At 63.6% G+C, this 21,229-nt stretch carries 23 protein-coding genes and 2 riboswitches; of the genes, 7 read left to right on the plus strand and 16 right to left on the minus strand.

Features of this window, described 5'->3' with window-relative positions; translation table 11 throughout:
• The first annotated feature begins 102 nt into the window (after positions 1 to 102).
• The 3 genes from HFC70_RS16030 to HFC70_RS16040 all read left to right on the plus strand — a co-directional run bounded on the left by HFC70_RS16030 (position 103) and on the right by HFC70_RS16040 (position 1,509).
• Positions 103 to 888 (plus strand): TSUP family transporter, encoded by a 786-nt coding sequence (locus tag HFC70_RS16030; protein WP_168474270.1) that lies wholly within the window; start codon positions 103 to 105, stop codon positions 886 to 888.
• 74 nt (positions 889 to 962) lie between these two features.
• Complete coding sequence (locus HFC70_RS16035; protein WP_168474271.1) at positions 963 to 1,217, plus strand: type II toxin-antitoxin system ParD family antitoxin; 255 nt, start codon at positions 963 to 965, stop codon at positions 1,215 to 1,217.
• Positions 1,165 to 1,509 (plus strand): type II toxin-antitoxin system RelE/ParE family toxin, encoded by a 345-nt coding sequence (locus tag HFC70_RS16040; protein WP_210259287.1) that lies wholly within the window; start codon positions 1,165 to 1,167, stop codon positions 1,507 to 1,509. Before HFC70_RS16035 ends, HFC70_RS16040 begins: the two co-directional genes overlap by 53 nt.
• 3 nt (positions 1,510 to 1,512) lie before the next feature.
• Here HFC70_RS16040 and HFC70_RS16045 read toward each other — a convergent pair whose 3' ends face one another.
• From HFC70_RS16045 to HFC70_RS16110, 14 genes are all read right to left on the minus strand, one after another.
• Positions 1,513 to 1,938: an EamA family transporter gene (locus HFC70_RS16045; RefSeq protein WP_168474272.1), complete on the minus strand. Its 426-nt coding sequence runs from the start codon at positions 1,936 to 1,938 to the stop codon at positions 1,513 to 1,515.
• Positions 1,938 to 2,567: a cob(I)yrinic acid a,c-diamide adenosyltransferase gene (cobO, locus tag HFC70_RS16050; protein ID WP_168474273.1), complete on the minus strand. Its 630-nt coding sequence runs from the start codon at positions 2,565 to 2,567 to the stop codon at positions 1,938 to 1,940. The genes HFC70_RS16045 and cobO overlap by 1 nt, the downstream gene beginning before the upstream one ends.
• A gap of 19 nt (positions 2,568 to 2,586) precedes the next feature.
• Entirely contained in the window at positions 2,587 to 2,856 is a 270-nt protein-coding gene (locus HFC70_RS16055) for a Txe/YoeB family addiction module toxin (protein ID WP_168474274.1), read from the minus strand.
• Positions 2,853 to 3,113 carry a type II toxin-antitoxin system Phd/YefM family antitoxin gene (locus HFC70_RS16060; RefSeq protein ID WP_168474275.1) on the minus strand — a complete coding sequence of 87 codons (261 nt, stop codon included), beginning with the start codon at positions 3,111 to 3,113 and terminating at the stop codon, positions 2,853 to 2,855. The genes HFC70_RS16055 and HFC70_RS16060 overlap by 4 nt, the downstream gene beginning before the upstream one ends.
• Before the next feature lie 48 nt (positions 3,114 to 3,161).
• Positions 3,162 to 7,361: a cobaltochelatase subunit CobN gene (cobN, locus tag HFC70_RS16065; RefSeq protein WP_168474276.1), complete on the minus strand. Its 4,200-nt coding sequence runs from the start codon at positions 7,359 to 7,361 to the stop codon at positions 3,162 to 3,164.
• A 3-nt stretch (positions 7,362 to 7,364) separates the two neighbouring features.
• Positions 7,365 to 8,438, minus strand: coding sequence for a cobalamin biosynthesis protein CobW (gene cobW / locus HFC70_RS16070; RefSeq protein ID WP_168474277.1), 1,074 nt, complete (start codon positions 8,436 to 8,438; stop codon positions 7,365 to 7,367).
• 4 nt (positions 8,439 to 8,442) lie between these two features.
• Positions 8,443 to 8,970 (minus strand): bifunctional adenosylcobinamide kinase/adenosylcobinamide-phosphate guanylyltransferase, encoded by a 528-nt coding sequence (cobU, locus tag HFC70_RS16075; RefSeq protein ID WP_168474278.1) that lies wholly within the window; start codon positions 8,968 to 8,970, stop codon positions 8,443 to 8,445.
• Between the two features lie 3 nt (positions 8,971 to 8,973).
• Positions 8,974 to 9,231, minus strand: coding sequence for a hypothetical protein (locus HFC70_RS16080; protein WP_168474279.1), 258 nt, complete (start codon positions 9,229 to 9,231; stop codon positions 8,974 to 8,976).
• Between the two features lie 143 nt (positions 9,232 to 9,374).
• A riboswitch (cobalamin riboswitch) is annotated at positions 9,375 to 9,789 on the minus strand.
• A 41-nt stretch (positions 9,790 to 9,830) separates the two neighbouring features.
• A complete protein-coding gene (locus HFC70_RS16085; protein WP_168474280.1) occupies positions 9,831 to 10,586 on the minus strand; it encodes a hypothetical protein in 756 nt (251 codons plus the stop codon).
• A gap of 86 nt (positions 10,587 to 10,672) precedes the next feature.
• Entirely contained in the window at positions 10,673 to 11,464 is a 792-nt protein-coding gene (locus tag HFC70_RS16090; protein WP_168474281.1) for an ATP12 family chaperone protein, read from the minus strand.
• A gap of 10 nt (positions 11,465 to 11,474) precedes the next feature.
• Positions 11,475 to 12,128, minus strand: a complete 654-nt coding sequence (locus HFC70_RS16095) for an HAD-IA family hydrolase (RefSeq protein ID WP_168474282.1) — start codon at positions 12,126 to 12,128, stop codon at positions 11,475 to 11,477.
• Positions 12,125 to 13,114: an RluA family pseudouridine synthase gene (locus tag HFC70_RS16100; protein WP_168474283.1), complete on the minus strand. Its 990-nt coding sequence runs from the start codon at positions 13,112 to 13,114 to the stop codon at positions 12,125 to 12,127. The genes HFC70_RS16095 and HFC70_RS16100 overlap by 4 nt, the downstream gene beginning before the upstream one ends.
• Before the next feature lie 134 nt (positions 13,115 to 13,248).
• A complete protein-coding gene (gene crcB / locus HFC70_RS16105; RefSeq protein WP_168474284.1) occupies positions 13,249 to 13,626 on the minus strand; it encodes a fluoride efflux transporter CrcB in 378 nt (125 codons plus the stop codon).
• Between the two features lie 65 nt (positions 13,627 to 13,691).
• Positions 13,692 to 14,228, minus strand: coding sequence for a flavodoxin domain-containing protein (locus HFC70_RS16110; protein ID WP_168474285.1), 537 nt, complete (start codon positions 14,226 to 14,228; stop codon positions 13,692 to 13,694).
• Between the two features lie 249 nt (positions 14,229 to 14,477).
• Between HFC70_RS16110 and HFC70_RS16115 the strand changes: the two genes are divergently transcribed.
• Positions 14,478 to 14,753: a hypothetical protein gene (locus HFC70_RS16115; RefSeq protein ID WP_168474286.1), complete on the plus strand. Its 276-nt coding sequence runs from the start codon at positions 14,478 to 14,480 to the stop codon at positions 14,751 to 14,753.
• 80 nt (positions 14,754 to 14,833) lie between these two features.
• Here HFC70_RS16115 and HFC70_RS16120 read toward each other — a convergent pair whose 3' ends face one another.
• Both HFC70_RS16120 and HFC70_RS16125 read right to left on the minus strand, forming a co-directional pair.
• Positions 14,834 to 15,835 carry a copper chaperone PCu(A)C gene (locus HFC70_RS16120; RefSeq protein WP_168474287.1) on the minus strand — a complete coding sequence of 334 codons (1,002 nt, stop codon included), beginning with the start codon at positions 15,833 to 15,835 and terminating at the stop codon, positions 14,834 to 14,836.
• 86 nt (positions 15,836 to 15,921) lie between these two features.
• Positions 15,922 to 16,293, minus strand: a complete 372-nt coding sequence (locus HFC70_RS16125; protein ID WP_168474288.1) for a hypothetical protein — start codon at positions 16,291 to 16,293, stop codon at positions 15,922 to 15,924.
• Positions 16,294 to 16,512: 219 nt separating this feature from the next.
• A riboswitch (glycine riboswitch) is annotated at positions 16,513 to 16,601 on the plus strand.
• 151 nt (positions 16,602 to 16,752) lie between these two features.
• Here HFC70_RS16125 and gcvT point away from each other — a divergent pair.
• Genes gcvT through gcvP form a run of 3 tightly spaced genes read left to right on the plus strand, consistent with a single transcriptional unit; the run spans position 16,753 to position 21,152 of the window.
• Positions 16,753 to 17,907 (plus strand): glycine cleavage system aminomethyltransferase GcvT, encoded by a 1,155-nt coding sequence (gcvT, locus tag HFC70_RS16130; protein WP_168474289.1) that lies wholly within the window; start codon positions 16,753 to 16,755, stop codon positions 17,905 to 17,907.
• A gap of 21 nt (positions 17,908 to 17,928) precedes the next feature.
• Positions 17,929 to 18,291: a glycine cleavage system protein GcvH gene (gcvH, locus tag HFC70_RS16135; protein ID WP_168474290.1), complete on the plus strand. Its 363-nt coding sequence runs from the start codon at positions 17,929 to 17,931 to the stop codon at positions 18,289 to 18,291.
• On the plus strand, positions 18,288 to 21,152 hold the full coding sequence (gene gcvP / locus HFC70_RS16140) for an aminomethyl-transferring glycine dehydrogenase (RefSeq protein WP_168474291.1): 2,865 nt from the start codon (positions 18,288 to 18,290) through the stop codon (positions 21,150 to 21,152). The genes gcvH and gcvP overlap by 4 nt, the downstream gene beginning before the upstream one ends.
• Positions 21,153 to 21,229: the final 77 nt, after the last annotated feature.

Here is a 21,229-nt window from a genome sequence, read left to right on the forward strand (position 1 = left end):
AAGAGCGCGACGATCGGGCTTTTTGTGCCATCCGGTTTGTGCCATAGGGAGCGTTCAGGCGAAGACATCCGCCTGTCGTTTTCCTCCCGGCGGACCTTTACCTTGCCCGACATCCTGTTTCATACGCTGCTCCTGCTGTTCATTGCCGCCTTCTTTGCCGGTTTCGTCGATTCGATTGCCGGCGGCGGCGGGTTGATCACCATCCCTGCCATGCTGATTGCCGGCATTCCGCCGCTGGAGACGCTCGGCACCAACAAGCTGCAATCGCAATTCGGCGCAGCATCGGCGACCATTGCCTATGCGCGGCGCGGCCATGTCGATCTGAAGGCACAATTGCCGATGGCCGCCATGGCGACGCTCGGCGGGGCGCTGGGTGCAGCCCTTGCCATCATCGTGCCCGGCGACGTGTTGCGCGCCATCATGCCCTTTCTGCTGGTCGCCATTGCGCTCTATTTCGCCCTGAAACCAAACCTCAGCGATCTCGACAGCCATCGCCGTATTTCGGCCCTGCTGTTCGGCCTGACCTTCGTGCCGCTGATCGGTTTTTACGATGGCATTTTCGGTCCCGGAACGGGATCATTCTTCATGCTGGCCTTCGTGTCGCTGGCAGGCTTTGGCATGCTGAAGGCGACGGCCCATACGAAACTTCTCAATCTCGGATCGAATGCCGGCGCGTTTCTGGTCTTCCTGTTCAGCGGCGCGGTTCTCTGGAAGATCGGCCTCTTGATGGGCCTCGGCCAGTTTCTCGGCGCCCAGGTCGGATCGCGCTTCGCGATGAAAAGCGGCGCGAAGATCATCAAGCCGCTGCTGATCGTCTCCTGCCTCGCCATGGCCATCCGGCTTCTGGCCGATCCCGCCAATCCGGTGCGGGTGTGGCTCGGCGTCTGAAACGGGCAACTTTGCAAGCTCTGCTGCTTGATCTATATTCCGATTGTTCTGACGACTGACCTCGGAGACTGTCGATGGCAAAGACGGCCCTCAATCTCGGCCCCCACTGGGAAGATTTCATCGAAGCGCAAGTGACCAGCGGACGTTACGCCTCCGCCGACGAGGTGGTGCGCGACGCGTTGCAGGGGTTGCAAGAGCGAGAGAACAAGCTCGACGTTCTGCGCCGCGAGATCGATATCGGCTGGCAGCAGGCGGAGCGCGGCGAATTTGCGGAAGATGGATTTCTCCAACGCCTTCTTGACGAAGATGTCGAACAAGAGGAGCGGTGATCCGCCGTTTCATCTCAGCCCAAAGGCGGCGGATGATCTAAGATCGATCAACCGCTACACCGGAAAGATATGGGGAAATAAACAGCGCAGGCTCTATATCGCAAAACTGAAATGGCGCATCGAATGGCTCGCGGAGAACCCTCGCTTAGGGAGACCGCGCCCCGATATTCGCGAAGGCCTTGTCTGCTTTCCAGAAGGAGAACACGTCATTTTTTACAGGATTTCCGGTGATTTCATCGAAGTGCTCGCCATATTGCACAGCCGGATGCTACCAGACGACAAACTCCGCTGATCCCTAGAACACCGCGACGACTACCGCACCGGCTCCGATCAGGGCGACACCGCCCCAGGCGGCGAGGCTGAGTTTCTCGCCGAGGAAGATCGCCGCAAAGATTGCCACGAGAACGATGGAGAGCTTGTCGATCGGCGCGACGCGGGCAGCATCGCCGAGCTTCAAGGCGCGGAAATAGGCGACCCACGACGCACCGGTCGCCAGTCCGGACAGGCAAAGGAAGATCCAGGTACGGCCGGTGATCGACGACAGCGGCTGCCACTGGCCTGTGGCGATGACGATGCCCGACAGGACGACGAAGATGATCACCGTGCGGAACAGGGTCGCCAGATCGGAATTGACGCCGGCCACGCCGACCTTGGCGAAGATCGCCGTCAGGGCGGCAAAGCCCGCCGACAGCAGCGCCCAGAAAATCCAGCTCTGGCTCATCAGAATTCGACGCCGATCTGTGCCTTGATGCCGGAGCGGAACGGGTGTTTCAGCAATTCCATCTCGGTGACCAGATCGGCGACCTCGATCAGTTCCTCCTTGGCATTGCGGCCGGTCAGGACGACATGGGTCATCTCAGGCTTTTCGGTTTTCAGGAACTCGACCACTTCTGCAATGTCGATATAGTCGTAGCGCAGCGCGATGTTGATCTCGTCGAGCAGCACCATGGCATTGCTCTCGTCGCGGATCAGGTCCTTGGCCTTGTCCCAGGCGGCTCTTGCCATCGCCACGTCGCGGGCCTTGTCCTGGGTTTCCCAGGTGAAACCCTCGCCCATGGTGTGGAATTCGCACAGGTCGGAAAAGTGCTTGAGGATCAGGTCGCGCTCGCCGGTCGACATGGCGCCCTTGATGAACTGCACGACCGCACATTTCCGGCCATGGGCGATGTGGCGGAAGATCATGCCGAAGGCCGCCGACGACTTGCCCTTGCCCTTGCCGGTATGGACGATCACCAGGCCCTTTTCGCCTGTCTTGGTCGCCATGATCTTCTCACGGGCCGCCTTCTTCTTGGCCATCTTCTCGGCGTGGCGGGCGAGATCGGCCTCGCTGCCTTGGTGTGCGTCGCTCATCGCCTTCTTCTCCTTCATGTCAACGGTAGTGATAGCGGCACGCCGCGATCTGCAGTTCCTGTGAGTCGCCTGAGCCGCTCATCCGATAGACCAACCGGTGCTCTCCGGTGATCCGCCTTGACCAGAAGCCCTGAAACTCGCCCTTCAGTGGTTCGGGTTTGCCGGTGCCGGAAAAGGGTGTCCGAAGGCACTCCCGGATCAGGACATTGATCTTGACGACCATGGCGCGATCCGCCTCCTGCCAGTGGAGATAGTCCGCCCAGGACTTCTCCGACCAGACGAGCCTCACGGCTGCTCGCCGGACAGTTGCCGTTCGGCGCCCTGCCCTGCATCGAGTTCGGCGATCGACGAGCGCAGACGTTCGGCATTGATCGGGCTGGCCAGCAGATGCAGGGTCTCGACCATGCTGTCATATTCTTCTTCCGAAAGCACGACGACCGACTTGCCCTTGCCGCGGGTGACCACCAGGGGCGCACGACTGTCGGCCACCTCATCCAGATGCGATGCGAGGTTCTGGCGAAATTCACTGACATTCACATGGGCCATCAGCATACCTCCACGTACATCTTCATGTACATCTTTTCACAGTCGGCTTCAAGCATCGGCGCCACCGCGTGCCAGCCGCGAAAGATCGAACATCGCCGAATTGCTGCGGGGCGTCCACAAGCCGCGGTCGATCGCTTCCTTGAGGCGTTCGGCCATTTCCTTCAGCGCGGCCGGGTTCTTGTCCGCCATGAAATCGCGCACCCGTTCATCAACAACAAAGGCCTGATAGACCGCCTCGAAATGGTGGTCGCGCACGGCGCCGGTGGTTGCCGAAAAGGCGAACATGTAGTCGACGGTGGCGGCGATCTCGAAAGCACCCTTGTAGCCGTGGCGCATGACGCCGTCGATCCATTTCGGATTGACGACGCGGGCGCGCACGACGCGGGCGATTTCTTCCTCAAGGCTGCGGATCACCGGCTTCTCCGGCCGGGAATGGTCGTTGTGGTAGACGCTGGGGCGTTTGCCGGCGACAAACTCGATCGCCGCGGTCATGCCGCCTTCGAACTGGTAATAGTCGTCGCTGTCGAGCAGATCATGTTCGCGATTGTCCTGGTTCTGCACCACGGCCTCGACAGACCGCAGGCGCTCCTCGAACAGGCCGCGCTCGGCATTGCCTTCGCTGCCGGCGCCATAGGCATAGGAGCCCCAGACGAGATAGGCCTCGGCCAGATCGGCGCGGTTCTGCCAGCCCTTTTCGTCGATCAGTGCCTGCAGGCCGGCGCCATAGGCACCCGGCTTGGATCCGAAGACCCGGTAGCCGGCGCGGCGGGCAGCGTCCGCGTCGCTCAGGCCCTTCTGGATCAGATACGCCGTCTCGGTCCGCATGCGGGCGGCGATCGGGTTGTCGGCATCGTCCTCGTTAAGCGTCCCGACCGCCCGCACCGCCTTGTCGAACAAAGCGATCTGCTCGGGAAAGGCATCGCGGAAGAAGCCGGAGATGCGCAGGGTGACATCGACGCGCGGCCGGCTGAGCATCGCCTGCGGCAGGATCTCGAAACCGGTGACGCGGCGCGAGGCCATGTCCCACAGCGGCTTGACGCCGATCAGCGCCAGAGCCTGCGCTATGTCGTCGCCGCCGGTGCGCATGTTGGACGTGCCCCAGGCGGTGATGCCGAGCGAGGTCGGCCATTCGCCATGGTCCTGGGCATAACGGATGACCAGCAGTTCGGCGGATTTCTTGCCCAGTTCATAGGCCGCCGGCGTCGGCACGGCGCGGCTGTCGACCGAGTAGAAATTGCGGCCGGTCGGCAGCACGTCCGGGCGGCCACGGGTCGGCGCACCGGAGGGGCCGGGCGCCACGAAGCAGCCGTCAAGCCCGGTCAGCAGGCCGGCGATTTCGGCAGGCCCGGAGCGGACAATCGATGGTTTGAGCCGCGTTTCGATCTCGTCGAGCACGGCGCGGGTCTGTTGCCAGTCGTCGGGGCACGCCAGCGTTCCGTCCACCAGCCTTGCTGCCAGACGCTCGATACGCTCGACGGTGTCGCCCTGGGTGCGCCAGGGGGCGTCGGAGAGAGCGGCGAGGATCTGCGGTTTCGGGCCGGTCCACGGATCGGACATGGTGCAGTCGAGGGGGTCGAAATCAGCGGCGCTGTCGGAAAGTTCCCCCTCTGGCCTGCCGGCCATCTCCCCCACAAGGGGGGAGAAAACCCGCGGCTTACCGTGGGTTTCGACGGCAGCGTCAGGCTCGAGCGGAAGCCCCTCCCCCTTGTGGGGAGGGGTTGGGGAGGGGTTTTCCTTCGCAAGGAAATCCCCCGCAATCGCCCGCTGCAAGCTCTGGTCGCCGCCCTGCCCCAAGGCCCGCGGGACACGGGCCAGCGCCACGGTCAGGTCGGTCAGCAAGCGGCCCTCCGGCGCCAGGCCGAAAATGTGCAGCCCGTCGCGGATCTGCATTTCCTTGAGGTCGCAGAGATAGGCGTCGAGCTTTTCGAGCGCCGTATCCTCCGCCTCGCCCTTGGCGATGCCTGCATCCTGGTCGAGGCCGATATCGGCAATCAGATCGAGGATCTGCTTCTTCAGCAGGCGCAGCCGCCTGGGATCGCCGCCGGCGGCCTCATAATATTCGTCGACCAGCGCCTCCAGATCCTTCAGCGGCCCATAACTCTCGGCGCGGGTCAGCGGCGGCGTCAGGTGATCGATGATGACAGCCGCCGTGCGGCGCTTGGCCTGCGTGCCTTCGCCGGGATCGTTGACGATGAAGGGATAGAGATGCGGCAGCGGCCCGAGGATGGCTTCGGGATAACAGGTCTCAGACAGCGCCAGCGCCTTGCCCGGCAGCCATTCCAGATTGCCGTGCTTGCCCATGTGGATCACCGCATGGACATCCATCTTCGTCCGCAGATAGGCGTAGAAGGCGAGATAACCGTGCGGCGGCACCAGATCCGGAGAATGATAGGTTTCCTTGGGATCGATATTGTAGCCACGGGCCGGCTGAATGCCGACGACGACATTGCCGAAGCGCGACAGCGGCAGGGCAAAGCACCCGTCCAGAAAGAATGGATCGGTCGGGGGATCGCCCCAACGGGCGGTAATCGTATCCTGAACAGATCCGGGAAGAGATTCGAAGAAGCTAATATAATCGTTGAATGAAAGGGTTTCGCGGATCTCGCGGCCGTGGGTCGCCGCATTGGTCGGACCGGCCATCAGATGGTTGATCAGCGCATCGCCATCGGCGGGCAGATCGCCGACCGCATAGCCGGCGGATTGCATGGCGCGCAATACCTCGATCGTGCCGGCCGGCGTATCGAGGCCGACGCCATTGCCGAGGCGGCCGTCGCGGTTGGGGTAGTTGGCGAGGATCACAGCGACCCTGCGCTCTGGCGGTGCTGCCTTGCGCAGGCGCGCCCAGTTGGCGGCGAGCCTGGCTACAAAAGCACAACGGTCGGCATCCGGGGCGTGGGTGACGATATTGGCTTCGACGCGGGCATCGAAACGGGCAGCGGCCTTGAAGGAGACGGCGCGGGTCATGACGCGACCATCGACCTCCGGCAGCGCCACGTTCATGGCGAGGTCGCGGGCAGAGAGCCCCTGCGAGGACGCGGCCCAGGCCTCGCGGGTCGAGCTCGAAAACAGCGCCTGCAGCACGACCGCGCCGCCCTCGTCGAGAACGGTCGAGATGCGCCTGGCGCCGGGGGCCGAGACGGCAAAGCCGGTGGCGTTGACCACTACGGTCGGCGGCGCTTCGGCAAAGATGGCCCGCAGTGTCTCGACGGACACGGCATCCTTGAGGCTGGAGACGAACACCGGCAGGGCGATCAGTCCCTCGGCCCGCAGCGCCTCGATCATTGCCTCCACCGGCCTGGTCTCGCCGCTTTGCACGAGGGCGCGGTAGAAGCAGAGGGCGATGATGGGGGCTGGCGTGTGTTCACCCCCCTCTGGCCTGCCGGCCATCTCCCCCTCAAGAGGGGAGATCGACTCGCGGCAGGCGTTCCCAGCTTCATCGGGCACCATGCCTTCAGAAACCCTTTCCACAAATGCCAGCTCTGGAGGTGGCGTGGCGTGGTTTCCGCGTCCGATCTCCCCCCTTGAGGGGGAGATGGCCGGCAGGCCAGAGGGGGGTATCATTGGATCCCGCGACAAGGCCCCAGGATGGGCCGTTTGCCCAGCGGGGAGAAGGTGGCCCGAAGCGGCAGGCGCAACATGTTGCGCCGGGAATGAGGGGGCAACGGCCACAAGGCCTTTCCACTCCTCCACCCCGACCACGCCCCTGCCCGGCCACCAGATGCCGGCTTTCAGCAATGGCGCTGCCGGCTGCGGGCGGTCGCCGTGGCCGATCAAGGCTGCGGCATAGTCGGTGAAAGCCCGTGCATTGGCGTCGCCACCCTCGATCAGGTAGGACCACAAGGCGGCGAGGTCTTCGGGAGAGACCGTCGAAAACGCGGCAAGCCCCTCGTCCGGCTTGTCGTCGCCGGGCAGCACGGCGATCGCCGCGCCCGAGCGGCGGGCCGCCGCATGCAGGGCCTCCAGCGCATAGTGGAAATAGCTGGCGCCGCCCAGTGCCCGCACCACGATCAGCCGGGCATGGCGCGCCGTGCGCTCGACATAGGTGTCGACCGACATCGGATGCTTCAGGCTCATCAGGCTTGCCAGCCGAAAGCTCGGGCCTTCGGCGCGGGCAGCCACGGCTGCGGCGATGGCCGCAAGCTCGGTATCGGCCGCCGACAGGAAGAGAATGTCGCCCGGCGTCTGGCCGAGGTCGATCGCCTCTTCGCCGTCGGCAATCGAACCTTTCTGGGCGAGCAGCAGGTGCATGGATCAGACCGCCTTCTCGACGGCCTCGACCACAGCTGCAAAATCCCAGTCATGCAGGCCGATCACCACCAGGCGGGTCTCGCGCTTTTCGCCCGAGGTCCAGGGCCGGTCGAAATAGGTGTCGATGCGGCTGCCGACGGCCTGGATCACCAGACGCATCGGCTTGCCGGGCACGTCGATGAAGCCCTTCAGGCGCAGGATGTCGTGGGTCTCGATGACCGGCACCAGCCGGTCGACAAAGGCTGCGGGATCGGCGATCGAACCGAGCTTCAGCACGAAGCTTTCGAATTCGTCGTGATCGTGATGATGGTCATGGGCCTCGCCGCTGTCGTGCAGCGCCTCATGTTCCAGCTCGTGATGGGACTTGCGGTTGTCGATATCGTCTTCGGAACCGGCTCCGAGACCCAGCAGCACCATCGACGGCACCTCGCCATTGCGGGCTTCCACCATGGTCGGCTTGCGCTTGACGCGGGCGCTCACTTCGGCGCGCACGGCAGCAATGCCGGCAGCGTCGAGCAGATCGGTCTTGTTGAGCACGATCAGGTCGGCGCAGGTCAACTGGTCCTCGAACAGTTCCTCGATCGGGCTGTCATGGTCGAGGCTGTCGTCCTCGGCGCGTTGCGTCGCCACCTTGTCGTGATCGTCGGCGAACCGGCCGGCGGCCACCGCGGCACTGTCGACCACGGTGATGACTCCGTCGACGGTGACGCGGGTGCGGATATCCGGCCAGTTGAAGGCAGTGACCAGCGGCTGCGGCAAAGCCAGGCCCGAGGTCTCGATGACGATATGATCCGGCAGCACGCCGCGCTCCAGAAGCTTCTGCATGGTCGGAATGAAATCGTCGGCCACCGTGCAGCAGATGCAGCCATTGGTCAGCTCGATAATGTCGTCCTCGGTGCAATTGTCGGCACCGCAGCCCTTCAGCACGTCGCCATCGACGCCGAGATCGCCGAATTCGTTGATGATCAGCGCGATCTTCTTGCCGCCGGCATTCATCAGCATGTTGCGGATGATGGTCGTCTTGCCGGCGCCCAAAAAGCCGGTGATGACGGTGGCGGGGATTTTCGATTGCAGCATTGGTTCAACCCTTCATTTTCAGCGGCAATCCGGCCGCGACGAAATAGACATTGGTCGCCTGTTCGGCGACGATCTGGTGCAGGCGCCCGGCGTGATCGCGAAAGGCGCGCGCCATGGCGTTGTCGGGCACGATGCCGAGCCCGACTTCGTTGGAGACGAGGATGACGGTCGCCTTCAGGCCCGGCAGCAGCGCCGCCAGTGCGGCACTGTCTGCGGCGACATCGCGCTCCTCCATCATCAGATTGGTGACCCACAGCGTCAGACAATCGACCAGCACGACGCGGCCCGGAGCATCGATGCGGGTCAGCGTCTCGGTGAGCGCCAGCGGTTCCTCATGGGTGGTCCAGCCGCGCCCAGTGCGATCAGCCTTGTGCTGCGCGATACGATCCCGCATTTCGTCGTCGAAGGCGCGGCCGGTGGCGATATAGTGGCGCTCGAGCCCGGCCTCGATGGCAAGGCCCTCGGCGAAACGGGATTTGCCCGAACGGGCGCCTCCCAGCACCAGGAGGCTGCGGTGTGCTGTGTTTTCCATGGCTCAGTCGTCGGCGCCAGGGGCGGCATAGAGGCCACCGGAGCGCGGCGCGAAGGCCGGCCATGGGGTCGGCTGCCATTTGCCTTCAGGGTCGGCGAGCGAATTTTCTGACGCAGCACGGTCGGTCGACGGACCTGTCGAGCCCGTCACGACGGAATCGGCAGGCTCGGCAAAGCCGCGCGGAAACAGGGCGAAGCCCAGCCCGGCGAGCACAAGGACAGCTGCGGATATGAGGGTCACATGAGTATAGGAAAGGGTCATGCGAACGCCTCCGGTCGCGGAGCGCCTGCGCAATCACAAGAGCCGGAATACCGGCCGGCGCGGGACAGTCCTGTCCCGTTGAAACGATCTGTCGCCACGCCAACCTCCGTGCAGGCAACGGGGAAAACTCCCCCAGTCTTGGGCATGTGCCCGGCACGAAAGGCAGGTCTCCTGGCTCGCAGCTTCAGGCGCTTGAGCCGGACGAATGACGTCGATGACATCAGTTCCTCCGGCTAGACGCCAGCGGGTCTTTCTCGCCTTCCCGGAGTGTCTGGCTTTGCGAAAAGGTGGACGATTCGTAGATGATAGAGGCGTCCAGCCCCGGCAGATCGCATGGCCACTCCAGTGGCTTTTCCTTCCGTGATCGCCGCGCCCCTGCCCGCACCAGGCGGACGATCGGCAACGCGACGGTGTCAAAAGGACGAAAGACCCTCGCTGTTCTACAGTCGCGGGGTCGGCTACTTCCGGCATGCCCGGATTGGGTCCATGCCGTCGTATTCCCTTTTGCTTCCCGATCCGCATCACACGGGTTCGGAAACCATTCGTAACTCCAGAAATAGGCGCAAGGCCGCGTGAAGTCAATCAATCGCGGCTGGCGTTCACGGCTGCGCCGGCGGGCAGGCCTGCCCTTGCGCGCTCTTGCAGTCGACCGTTTTGGACGGACCGCGCCTCGACAGGTCGATGGTCGCCAGCGCGCCCTCTTCGGTATTGGTTCCGGGCGAAACCGCACCGGTCTGTGGGGCTGGCCCTGGGGCTTCGGGCGAGACTTCCACGCCGCCATCGATCGGTGCAGGCACAGGCTCGACCGTAACCGGCGCCGGGTTTGCCGCCGCATCCGGCACGTCGGGCGACGTGACCGGCCGAACCGTGGCGGCCCTTGCCCTTGGCGGCTTCGGCAGCGACGGCGTGGTCAGCGAGAAGGCATAACGCACCCGTGCCGCGATCTCTTCAGCGAGGCTCTCCTCGGCCATCAGCGGATTCTCGCTGGTGCTGTAAACGTCGAACACGCCGGTTGCGATGGTCTCGCCATTCTCCACCGAAATGGCGGAAACGCGGAACCTTGCCTCATTCAGCCGGCGGCCGATGCCGGTGCCAACGGCATAGTTTTCGACGCGAACCGCCAGAACGACGCGCGGCAAAGGCTCCGGCCGGCGTGTCGCGCCGATCGATGCGGAGATGCGCCGGTCGATCCCGGCAATCAGCACGGGCGAGACGCGCGAATCGGCGATGACGGAGATATCGCGGACATCATAGTAAAGCGGCCGTTCGATCGGGCGGCGGTTGAACACGCTGCAGGAGGCCAGCAGCACGCAGGCGACGAGCACGACGACAGCTTGAACGATGCGGCAAACCATGGCGATCTTCCCCGACGGCGCGATGAGGTTGCCGCGAAGTTTCGCCTGTTATGGTTAGCGAAGGATTAACCGTTGCGCGGTTGGCGTCACTTCGCCGGCCGCAGGGCGTTGAAAAGCCGGGCCGCCGCGTCGATATCCCTATAACGCGCCACCCGGCGGGCCTGCGCTTCCATATCGGCACCCCAATGCTCGTCGGTCCAGTCCTCGTCGAGATGGGCAATCTGCCAGATCTCGTCGAGCGACAGATGCTGATCGGCAAAGGCCAAAGCCAGCATCGCCGAGCCGGTCATGGCGGTCACCACATGCAGGCTCGCCAGTTCGAACGGCGTCGCATAGCGCGACAGCGCATGGCGGAAAGCCGCAATGGCGTCCTCCGGCTGCGCCTGGTGGACGATACCGGAGGCCCGGATGAAACGGGCGCCGTGGGTGGTCGCCAGCCACTCCAGGACCGGGTCCCAGGCCTGCGCCTGACGATCGACCAGTTCCTGCGGTGTCTCGGCGCGGTAGCACAACAGGTCGTTGCCGGCATAGCGAACGATATCGGCGAACACGTCATCGGCCTGGTCGGCAATCGCGTCGATGGCGGTATTGGCAAGCCGCGTCACCGGCATGGTGGCGGGCTCGATGATCTCGCCCTGGGCGCGCCATTCGGCAGCCACCAGTTCGGCCGCTGCGGCATTCGGCAGCGTCAGGGTCTTCTTGGCCGGCGTCTTGACGCTGCGGCCATCAAGCCGCACCGACACGCGATCGGCCTCGGGCTCCATGCTGACGACGGTATAGAACCGCTTGATCTGCGGCTTCTTCATCTGGATCTGCGCCCGGCGCACGGGATCGGCATCGCTCAGTTCGGGGCCAAGATCGCTCAGGATGTCGCGCATCGACTTTGCCTCAGTTCAGGTGGGTCAGGATATCGGCCGGGTGATCGACGATCACGTCGGCACCGGCCGTCTGCAATTGATCGACGGAGGCATAGCCCCAGGAGACACCGAGCGCCCTGGCGCCGGCCGCCTTGGCCATCTGCATGTCATAGATCGCATCGCCGACGACGATAGTGTCGGCGGCATCCATGCCCGTCTCGTCGCAACATTCGGTCACCATGGCCGGATGGGGCTTGGAGGGGCAATCGTCCGCGGTGCGCGACACGATGAAATGCGGCTTGAAGCCGTGGCCGTTCAGCACCAGATCCAGCCCGCGCCGGGATTTGCCGGTCACCGCGCCGATCAGAATGTCATCCCGTGCGGCAAGCGTCGAGATGAGGTCTGCGATGCCGTCGTAGAGGCTCTCCTCATAGCCGGCTTCGGCGCGCACGGTGGGGAAGAACGACTTGTAACAGGCCATCATCTGCACCGCTTCGTCATCGGCATGCGGCTTGCCCAGCATGCGGGCAATGGCAATGTCGAGGGTCAGGCCAATGATCGACTTGGTGCTCTCCATGGTCGGCCTGGTATGGCCGAACTGCGCAAAGGTGCGCACCATCACTTCGTGAATAAGGGCGGCGCTGTTGACCAGCGTGCCGTCGCAATCGAACAGAACAAGCTTCATTCGTCGTCCCTGCGGCCATTTTCCATATCGAGGCCCAGAAGGTTCCAGCTCTGCACCATATGGGGCGGCAGCGGCGCGGTGATTTTCAGGCGCCCGCCGTCCGGATGAGGAATATCGATATGGCGGGCATGGAGATGCAGACGCTTCTGCATGCCGCCCGGGAAATCCCAATTGTGGTCTTCGTCGAAATATTTCGGGTCGCCGATGATCGGGTGGCCGATATGCAGGGCGTGGACACGCAGCTGGTGGGTGCGGCCGGTATAGGGCTCCATCTCCAGCCAGGCGAGGCTCTGCGCCGCGGTTTCGAGAACGCGGTAATAGGAAATGGCATGGTCGGCGCCGTCTTCGCCGTGCCGGGCGATGCGCATGCGGTCGCCTTCGTCGGTCTGGTCCTTCACCAGCCAGGTGGAGATCTTGTCCTCGTGCTTGCGCGGCACGCCCTTGACCAGCGCCCAATAGGTCTTCTTGGTGTCGCGTTCGCGAAATGCGGCGGTGAGCTTCTGGGCAGCGCCACGGGTGCGGGCCACCACCAGCACGCCCGACGTGTCGCGGTCGAGGCGGTGGACCAGACGCGGCTTTTCGCCCTTGCGGCTGGTCCAGGCTTCCAGCATCTGGTCGATGTGACGGTTGAGGCCCGATCCGCCCTGCACGGCAAGGCCGGCCGGCTTGTTCAGCACGATGACCTTTTCATCCTCATGCAGCAGCATGCGCGACAGCAATTCGTGGTCGCCGGCATGTTTCAGGTCGTGACCGGCAATCGGGCCGCCGCCCTTGGCATCGACATCCATCGGCGGAATGCGCACCACCTGGCCCGGTTGCACGCGGGCATCTGTCTTGACGCGGCCGCCATCGACGCGCACCTGGCCGGAGCGCAGCAGCTTCTGCAGCGGGCCGAAGCCGAGGCCCGGATAGTGCACCTTGAACCAGCGGTCGAGGCGCATGCCGGCCTCGTCCTCGTTCACCGTGATATGCTCTATGCCCGCCATGATAACTCTTTCAAAATCCGCTCGGCGCCCCGCGCCTTCCGTCCAGAACTGCAGCCTCTAGAGCATTTTGGCCGCAAGGGGAAACAGGAACCTATAAAAAACGCCCGGTTACGCGTCACGAAAGCCGGAATCTGTCAGAAAAACTGCCGGCCAAGCGCCAATCCCGCGATCACCGCAGCAATGGCGAGCGTGACGCTGCCGACGACATAGGCCAGCGCCCATGTGGACGCACCGCGTTCGATAAGCGTAATCGCATCGAGCGAAAAGGCGGAAAACGTCGTGAAGCCACCGAGAAAGCCGGTGATCAGCAGCAGGCGCAGTTCCGGCGAGGCGGAAAACTTGCGCGCCACCATTTCGGCAAACAGGCCGATCACGAAGGACCCCACGATATTGACGATGAAGGTGCCCCAGGGCAAAGCGGTGCCGAAGGCCCTGATCGTCCAGGCGCCCACGGCATAACGCGCAACGGATCCGACCGCGCCACCGGCGGCGACAAGAAGCATATGATTCATGGCTCAGTGCTTAGCCGAAATCTCAGCCTGCGCCAAGGCCGCAACCGAGCGAATGCACCCGGCTATCACGACTTGGCGTTGCTGACGAAATCGACGGTGAACGCGTCGAGTGCCGCCCAGTCGGTGAACTCGTGATCGTGGCCGACATCGGTCGGGGCGCCTTCGCGCTCGGCCATGCGCTTCATCATCCAGCGCTTGAAGAAGTCGTATTCGGTGAAGCGTAGGGCGCCGGCCGCGTGATGCACGGCACCCGGCATCCAGCCGGACTGCGCCATCAGGGCGTCGGGGAAATGCAGTGCTTCCTCCCGTTCGGCGGCATCGTCACTGCGGATGAACAGCGACACCGAGACGAAGGCGTTCGGGACTGAGGCGAGCCAGTCCTTTTCCCGCTCGACGAAATCCACAAACGGCGCCGGATAACGCCCGGCATGGATCGGCGCGCAGAGGATGGCGGCATCGGGGCGCTCCAGCGCATATTCGGCCATGGAGGCGACATTGAACAGCGCCGCACGCTCGCCAGCCTTTTCGACCTGCGCGGCGATATGCTCGGCGATCTTGCGCGTCTGGCCCTCGATACTGGTATAAGCGACAAGAATGGTCATGAATTCCTCCTCCTCGGCCCGGACCGCCCTGCGATGCCCGGCATTGCCGGCCGTCAGCGCCGCCCCCTCACCCAATTGCGCCAAGGTTGAACAATTTTCGACCTTTGGCAAGACGGACAGCCGGTCCATTGGTCGACTGCGTCATTGTGATCCTTCGCTAAAAATCGAATAAAACTTAAACGTGCAGTTTAAAGGTGCTTCCATTCATGAAGTATATATTACTTTTATGACAATGGGCTGGTGATCCACATGACACAGGTACTGACCGTCTCCGCAACCACTGCCGGCTATGCAACCGACTTGCTGAAGCCGCAACAAAAAGCCGTGCGCGACAGTATCGTTGAGCAGGAAACGCGGATTATCGCCGAGAAGGTCGCCAAGAGCGATGACTATTCTTTGCGCGCGCTCCTCAATGTGATCCAGCCGCCGGCGCTCGCGCTCTATTTCCTGACCGCCAGCCAGCAGAACAACCAGCAAGCGACGCTTCAACAGACGCTGGAAGCCTATCGCAACTCCGCAGCCTGATTCCTCCCGGACGAAAGAACGCCGGGACTGCCATGAGGCGGTCCCGGCGCTTTTATATGTCCCTTTTCCGTCGACTGGTCTTACTTGCCCTTGGCGGGGCCGATCGGCAGGACCAGATCGACCGTCCCGGCCTTTTCGAAGGTCAGCTTGAGGTCGACCGTTTCGCCTTCGACGAAGGGCTTCTTGACGTCCATAAACATCAGGTGCAGGCCACCCGGCTTCAGTTCGACCGTGGTCCCGGCCGGCACCGCGACACCGTCATTCAACTGGCGCATCTTCATCACGTCGTTCTGCATCACCATTTCATGGATCTCGACACGGCCGGCGGACGGCGATTCGGCCGACACCAGCCGGTCGTCGGCAGCGCCGGCATTGTGAATGGTCACGAAACCGCCACCAACCGGCTGGCCTGGCAGCATGGCCCTGGTGAAGCCGCCCGACAGTTCGACATCGCCGATCTTGGCCGGCGCCATGCCGCCCGGATCGCTCACGGCCATGCCAGCGCCCTGCATGTTGCCATGCATATTGCCATGCATCATCTGATGGCCGCCCTGTGTGTCCTCGGCAGCGGCGACCGTCAAGACCGGCGCGGGGCTCTTCAGGGAATGCGGATCGGTCCCGGCCGGAGCGATTTCATCCCAGGCGACCTTGCCGTCGGTTCCGCACAGCTGCGTCGTGACGAACGGCAGCGCCGAGCCGCCTTCGATGCCCGAAACTTTGCCGTAGACCGTGAACGTATCGTAGAAGCCGTCCGGCAAATCGCCGTTCTTCCAGCGGATTTCGACCGCACCCGATGTGATCGCCTTGCCGTGATTGTCGTAGCTCTTCTTGTAGTCGCCGGTGATCACTTCCAGCTCCCAGCCGGCCTTCGGCATCGGCTTGGCGCTGATAAAACCCTCGGGCAGCTTGATCTGCACTTCATTGGTCGCCTTGCCGTCGCAGCCATGCGGCACCTGCAGGACGGCGGCGACATAACCCTCGGGCTTGACCTCGCCATTGGCAAAGGTGGCGTGGGCCAAGGCGGCGCTGGCGGCAGACGAGGCGAGCAGCGAGACGGCTGCGAATTTCAAAACGGAATTCATGGTGTTTTCTCCTGACCAGGTCCATGCGACGCATGTCCGGGCCTGCCGATCGACGGCGGATCTTGTGGATTGTTTTTCGACGAAGATCAGGAGATCGAAGGCGGTCCACGCGACCGCGGGCGGTCGACCGCAAGTGCTACCGGAACATCCGACGGGGTCGCGGCACTGTTGAGAAGGCTTGCAAAGGAGGACAGCAGCCAGCCATTGGGATCCGGGGTCGGCAGCAGGGCCGAGGCCGACAGCATGCAGGCTTCGCAGAACTGCGTGGCCAGCGGATGCTTGGTGCCGGCCTCACTGACGCAAAGATCGGCATAGGTGCCGTCGGGCAATTGCAGCGACACGGTTTCAAACGCGGCTGCCATGACCTGCGGCGGCTTGTGGGCGAAGGCCAGTGACAGGAGTGCGACCGCACAGAGCGTGCGCAGCAATCCCGACCAAACCTTGTTGACAGCCCGCATGAAAGTCCTCCGCTCGGCGATCTCGTGCATAGACGCAATCGATCCGAAAATCAAAGCCCTGTTGCTTCTCGCAACCGACAATGATGCGGTTGCCACCCTCGCACTTTGTCGCAGGACAAACAGGGCGGCACTTTTGATTTCCCTTGTGCCTTGCGACAAAAAATTGCTTCGCAACGACACTTGCCTCTTGCCAAGCCGGGGGTGAGCCCGATAATGGCAGCCAACCTTGTAGGGAGAAACCGGTTCACTCCGGTGCCGAAGGAGCAACCGCCCCGGAAACTCTCAGGCAAAAGGACCACAAGGTGCCGACAGGACTCTGGAGAGAGGTCTTTCCTGCCATGGAAAGGCCGCGCCGAAGGGATAACAATCTCAGGCAAACGGACAGAGGGGGCTCATGAACCGGGCGTAACCGCGCCCAAAACTGAGCCCGCGCTTGAGCGCAAAAACCGGAGGCGTTTCGTGAACGACAGTTCCTCGAACGACACCCCTGCCCTGAAGAAAACACCTCTTTACGACCTTCACCTGTCGCTCGGCGCCCGCATGGTGCCGTTTGCCGGCTATGACATGCCGGTGCAATATCCGCTCGGCGTGCTGAAGGAGCATCTCCATACCCGCGAAAAGGCCGGGCTGTTCGACGTGTCCCATATGGGCCAGGTGATCATCCGTCCGAAATCCGGCGATATCACGGACGCCGCACTGGCACTCGAAAGCCTGGTGCCCGTCGATATCCTCGGCCTCAAGCAGGGCCGTCAGCGCTACGGCTTTTTCACCAACGAGGACGGCGGCATTCTCGACGACCTGATGATCACCCATCGCGGCGACCATCTGTTCGTCGTCGTCAATGCCTCCTGCAAGGAGGCCGATCTGGCCCATCTGCAGGCGCATCTTTCCGACCGTTGCGACATCGAGCTTCTCGACGACCGGGCGCTCTTGGCGCTGCAGGGACCGAAGGCGGAGCGGGTGATCGCCGAGCTCTGGGCAGGCATCGTGCAGATGAAATTCATGGATGTGCGCGACCTCGCCCTGCACGATGTCGACTGCATCGTGTCGCGGTCCGGCTATTCCGGCGAGGACGGCTTTGAAATCTCCGTGCCGGCCGATCGCGCCGAGGAAATCGCCAAAGCGCTGCTCGGCCATCCCGACTGCGAGGCGATCGGGCTGGGTGCCCGCGACTCGCTGCGGCTCGAAGCCGGCCTCTGCCTTTACGGCAACGACATCGACACCACGACGACGCCGGTCGAGGCCGGCCTTGAATGGGCGATCCAGAAGGCGCGCCGCACCGGCGGCGGCCGCGCCGGCGGTTTTCCGGGCTCTGCCCGCATCCTGTCGGAACTCGACCAGGGTGCCACCCGCCGCCGCGTCGGGCTGAAGCCGGACGGCAAGGCGCCGGTGCGCGCCCATGCGCCGCTCTTTGCCGACGAGCAGGGCACGCAGCCGATCGGCGAGGTCACCTCGGGCGGCTTCGGCCCCTCCGTCGAAGGCCCTGTCGCCATGGGCTATGTGCCGATGGCCCTGTCTGCGCCGGGCACATCCGTCTTTGCAGAGGTCCGCGGCAAGTACCTGCGGATGACCGTCACCGCCCTTCCCTTCATCACGCCGACCTACAAGCGTTAAACGAACGTCCGGAGAGAACACATGCTGAAATTTACCGCCGAACATGAATGGCTGAAGATCGAAGGCGATATCGCCACCGTCGGCATCACGACCCATGCCAGCGAGCAGCTGGGCGACCTGGTCTTCGTCGAACTGCCGGAGGTCGGCGCGACATTTGCCAAAGCCGACAATGCCGCAACCGTGGAATCGGTCAAGGCGGCCTCGGATGTCTATTGTCCGCTGGACGGCGAGATCGCGGAAGTGAACCCGGCCATCGTCGACGATCCGGCGCTGGTCAATTCCGATCCGCAGGGTGCCGGCTGGTTCTTTAAGCTAAAACTTAAGAACGTCGCCGATGCCGATGCATTGCTTGATGAATCTGCCTACAAAGAGCTGATCGCATGACCTCGCCCACCGAATTCCAGTTCACCGATTACCAGCCTTACGACTTTGCCAATCGCCGCCATATCGGCCCTTCGCCGGTCGAAATGGACGAGATGTTGCAGGTCATCGGCTATGACAGCCTCGACGCGCTGGTCGATGCGACCGTGCCGGGCTCGATCCGCCAGACCACGCCGCTGGTCTGGGGGGCCGCGATGACCGAGCGCGAGGCGCTCGACGCGATGCGCGAGACGGCCAACAAGAACAAGGTCCTGACCTCGCTGATCGGCCAGGGCTATTACGGCACGATCACCCCGCCGGTCATCCAGCGCAATATCCTGGAAAATCCGGCCTGGTACACGGCCTATACGCCGTACCAGCCCGAGATTTCGCAAGGCCGCCTGGAGGCGCTCTTGAACTTCCAGACGATGATCACCGATCTGACCGGCCTCGACGTCGCCAATGCCTCGCTGCTCGACGAGGCGACCGCTGCCGCCGAAGCCATGGCGATGGCCGAGCGCGTCGCGAAATCCAAGGCAAAAGCCTTCTTCGTCGACGAGAACTGCCATCCGCAGACCATCGCCGTGATCCAGACCCGCGCCGCCCCGCTCGGTTGGCAGGTGATCGTCGGCAATCCGTTCACCGATCTCGACCCGGTCGACGTGTTTGGGGCGATCTTCCAGTATCCGGGCACCCATGGCCATGTCGGCGATTTCACGGGTCTCATCGCCCGCCTGCACCAGACCGGCGCGATTGCAACCCTTGCCGCCGATCCGCTGGCGCTGACGCTTTTGACCTCGCCCGGCGACATGGGCGCCGACATCGCCATCGGCTCGACCCAGCGCTTCGGCGTGCCGGTCGGTTATGGCGGGCCGCATGCCGCCTATATGGCCGTCAAGGATGCCTACAAGCGCTCCATGCCGGGCCGTCTCGTCGGTGTCTCCGTCGATGCGCGCGGCAACCGCGCCTATCGCCTGTCGCTGCAGACCCGCGAACAGCATATCCGCCGCGAAAAGGCGACGTCGAACATCTGCACCGCGCAGGTGCTGCTGGCCGTGATGGCCTCGATGTATGCCGTGTTCCATGGGCCGAAGGGCCTGAAGGCGATTGCCCAGCAGGTGCACCAGAAGACCGTCCTGCTGGTCAAGGGCCTGGAGAAACTCGGCCTTGTCGTCGAGCCGAAAACCTTCTTCGACACGGTGACGCTGGATGTCGGCCATATGCAGGGCCTGATCCTGCGGGCCGCCGTTGCCGAAGGCGTCAACCTGCGCCGCGTCGGCACCACCAGGATCGGCATCAGCCTCGACGAGCGGACCCGCCCGGCGACGCTGGAAGCGGTCTGGCGGGCCTTTGGCGGCGATTTCAAGGTTGCCGATTTCGACCCGGAATACCGCCTGCCGCAGGACCTGTTGCGCAAGAGCGAGTATCTGACCCATCCGATCTTCCACATGAACCGCGCCGAAAGCGAGATGACCCGCTATATCCGCCGGCTTTCCGACCGGGATCTGGCGCTCGACCGCTCGATGATCCCGCTCGGCTCCTGCACGATGAAACTGAATGCGACAGCGGAAATGCTGCCGATCACCTGGCCGGAATTCGCCGATATCCATCCGTTCGCCCCCGTCGACCAGGCGCTCGGCTACAAACAGATGATCGACGACCTCTCGGAAAAGCTCTGCCAGGTCACCGGCTATGACGCCATTTCCATGCAGCCGAATTCGGGCGCGCAAGGGGAATATGCGGGCCTGCTGACCATCCGCAACTATCATCTCGCGCGCGGCGATACTCATCGCACCGTCTGCCTGATCCCGACCTCGGCGCATGGTACCAATCCGGCCTCGGCGCAGATGGCCGGCATGACGGTCATTCCGGTCAAGGCCCGCGACAATGGCGACGTCGATCTCGACGATTTCCGCGCCAAGGCTGAAGCACATGCGGCCAACCTCTCCTGCTGCATGATCACCTATCCCTCGACGCACGGCGTGTTCGAGGAGACGGTCAAGGAGATCTGCGAGATCGTCCATGCCCATGGCGGCCAGGTCTATCTCGACGGCGCCAACATGAATGCCATGGTCGGCCTGTCGCGGCCGGGCGATATCGGCTCGGATGTCAGCCATCTCAACCTGCACAAGACCTTCTGCATCCCGCATGGCGGCGGCGGTCCCGGCATGGGTCCGATCGGCGTCAAGGCGCATCTGGCGACCCACCTGCCCGGCCATCCGACCACCGACGGCCGCCCCGGCGCCGTGTCGGCTGCGCCTTACGGTTCGCCGTCGATCCTGCCGATCTCCTGGTCCTATTGCCTGATGATGGGCGGCGAAGGCCTGACCCAGGCGACCAAGGTGGCGATCCTCAACGCCAACTATATCGCCGCCCGGCTGAAGGGCGCCTATGCGGTGCTCTATACCTCCAAGGCCGGACGCGTCGCGCACGAGTGCATCATCGACACCCGGCCGCTGGTCGAAAGTGCCGGCGTCACGGTCGACGATGTCGCCAAGCGGCTGATCGATTGCGGCTTCCACGCCCCGACCATGAGCTGGCCGGTGGCCGGCACGCTGATGATCGAGCCGACGGAATCGGAAACCAAGGCCGAGCTCGACCGGTTCTGCGCGGCGATGCTGGCGATCCGCTCGGAAGCGCAGGCGATCGAGGACGGCACCCTGCACCGCACCGACAATCCGCTGAAGAATGCCCCGCATACGGTGGAAGACCTGGTCGGCGAGTGGAACCGGCCCTATAGCCGCGAACAGGCCTGCTTCCCGCCCGGCGCCTTCCGGGTGGACAAATACTGGTCGCCGGTCAACCGCGTCGACAATGTCTACGGCGACCGCAACCTCGTCTGCACCTGCCCGCCGATGAGCGAGTATGCCGAGGCCGCGGAGTAAGGCCCCCCTTTCCTTCTCCCCGCTCGCGGGGAGAAGGTGCCCGAAGGGCGGATGGGGGGCGGCGGGAGAGGTTTGCT

Origin of the sequence: Agrobacterium sp. a22-2 (assembly GCF_012276985.1) — a bacterium.
Taxonomy (GTDB): Bacteria; Pseudomonadota; Alphaproteobacteria; order Rhizobiales; family Rhizobiaceae; genus Allorhizobium.

Bases quoted from the DNA above. Each gene is read 5' to 3' on its own strand.
- HFC70_RS16035 (WP_168474271.1), top strand. From the start codon at position 963: ATGGCAAAGACGGCCCTCAATCTCGGCCCCCACTGGGAAGATTTCATC.
- HFC70_RS16040 (WP_210259287.1), top strand. From the start codon at position 1,165: ATGGATTTCTCCAACGCCTTCTTGACGAAGATGTCGAACAAGAGGAGC.
- HFC70_RS16045 (WP_168474272.1), bottom strand. From the start codon at position 1,938: ATGAGCCAGAGCTGGATTTTCTGGGCGCTGCTGTCGGCGGGCTTTGCC.
- cobO (WP_168474273.1), bottom strand. From the start codon at position 2,567: ATGAGCGACGCACACCAAGGCAGCGAGGCCGATCTCGCCCGCCACGCC.
- HFC70_RS16060 (WP_168474275.1), bottom strand. From the start codon at position 3,113: ATGGCCCATGTGAATGTCAGTGAATTTCGCCAGAACCTCGCATCGCAT.
- cobN (WP_168474276.1), bottom strand. From the start codon at position 7,361: ATGCACCTGCTGCTCGCCCAGAAAGGTTCGATTGCCGACGGCGAAGAG.
- cobW (WP_168474277.1), bottom strand. From the start codon at position 8,438: ATGCTGCAATCGAAAATCCCCGCCACCGTCATCACCGGCTTTTTGGGC.
- cobU (WP_168474278.1), bottom strand. From the start codon at position 8,970: ATGGAAAACACAGCACACCGCAGCCTCCTGGTGCTGGGAGGCGCCCGT.
- HFC70_RS16080 (WP_168474279.1), bottom strand. From the start codon at position 9,231: ATGACCCTTTCCTATACTCATGTGACCCTCATATCCGCAGCTGTCCTT.
- HFC70_RS16085 (WP_168474280.1), bottom strand. From the start codon at position 10,586: ATGGTTTGCCGCATCGTTCAAGCTGTCGTCGTGCTCGTCGCCTGCGTG.
- HFC70_RS16090 (WP_168474281.1), bottom strand. From the start codon at position 11,464: ATGCGCGACATCCTGAGCGATCTTGGCCCCGAACTGAGCGATGCCGAT.
- HFC70_RS16095 (WP_168474282.1), bottom strand. From the start codon at position 12,128: ATGAAGCTTGTTCTGTTCGATTGCGACGGCACGCTGGTCAACAGCGCC.
- HFC70_RS16100 (WP_168474283.1), bottom strand. From the start codon at position 13,114: ATGGCGGGCATAGAGCATATCACGGTGAACGAGGACGAGGCCGGCATG.
- crcB (WP_168474284.1), bottom strand. From the start codon at position 13,626: ATGAATCATATGCTTCTTGTCGCCGCCGGTGGCGCGGTCGGATCCGTT.
- HFC70_RS16110 (WP_168474285.1), bottom strand. From the start codon at position 14,228: ATGACCATTCTTGTCGCTTATACCAGTATCGAGGGCCAGACGCGCAAG.
- HFC70_RS16115 (WP_168474286.1), top strand. From the start codon at position 14,478: ATGACACAGGTACTGACCGTCTCCGCAACCACTGCCGGCTATGCAACC.
- HFC70_RS16120 (WP_168474287.1), bottom strand. From the start codon at position 15,835: ATGAATTCCGTTTTGAAATTCGCAGCCGTCTCGCTGCTCGCCTCGTCT.
- HFC70_RS16125 (WP_168474288.1), bottom strand. From the start codon at position 16,293: ATGCGGGCTGTCAACAAGGTTTGGTCGGGATTGCTGCGCACGCTCTGT.
- gcvH (WP_168474290.1), top strand. From the start codon at position 17,929: ATGCTGAAATTTACCGCCGAACATGAATGGCTGAAGATCGAAGGCGAT.
- gcvP (WP_168474291.1), top strand. From the start codon at position 18,288: ATGACCTCGCCCACCGAATTCCAGTTCACCGATTACCAGCCTTACGAC.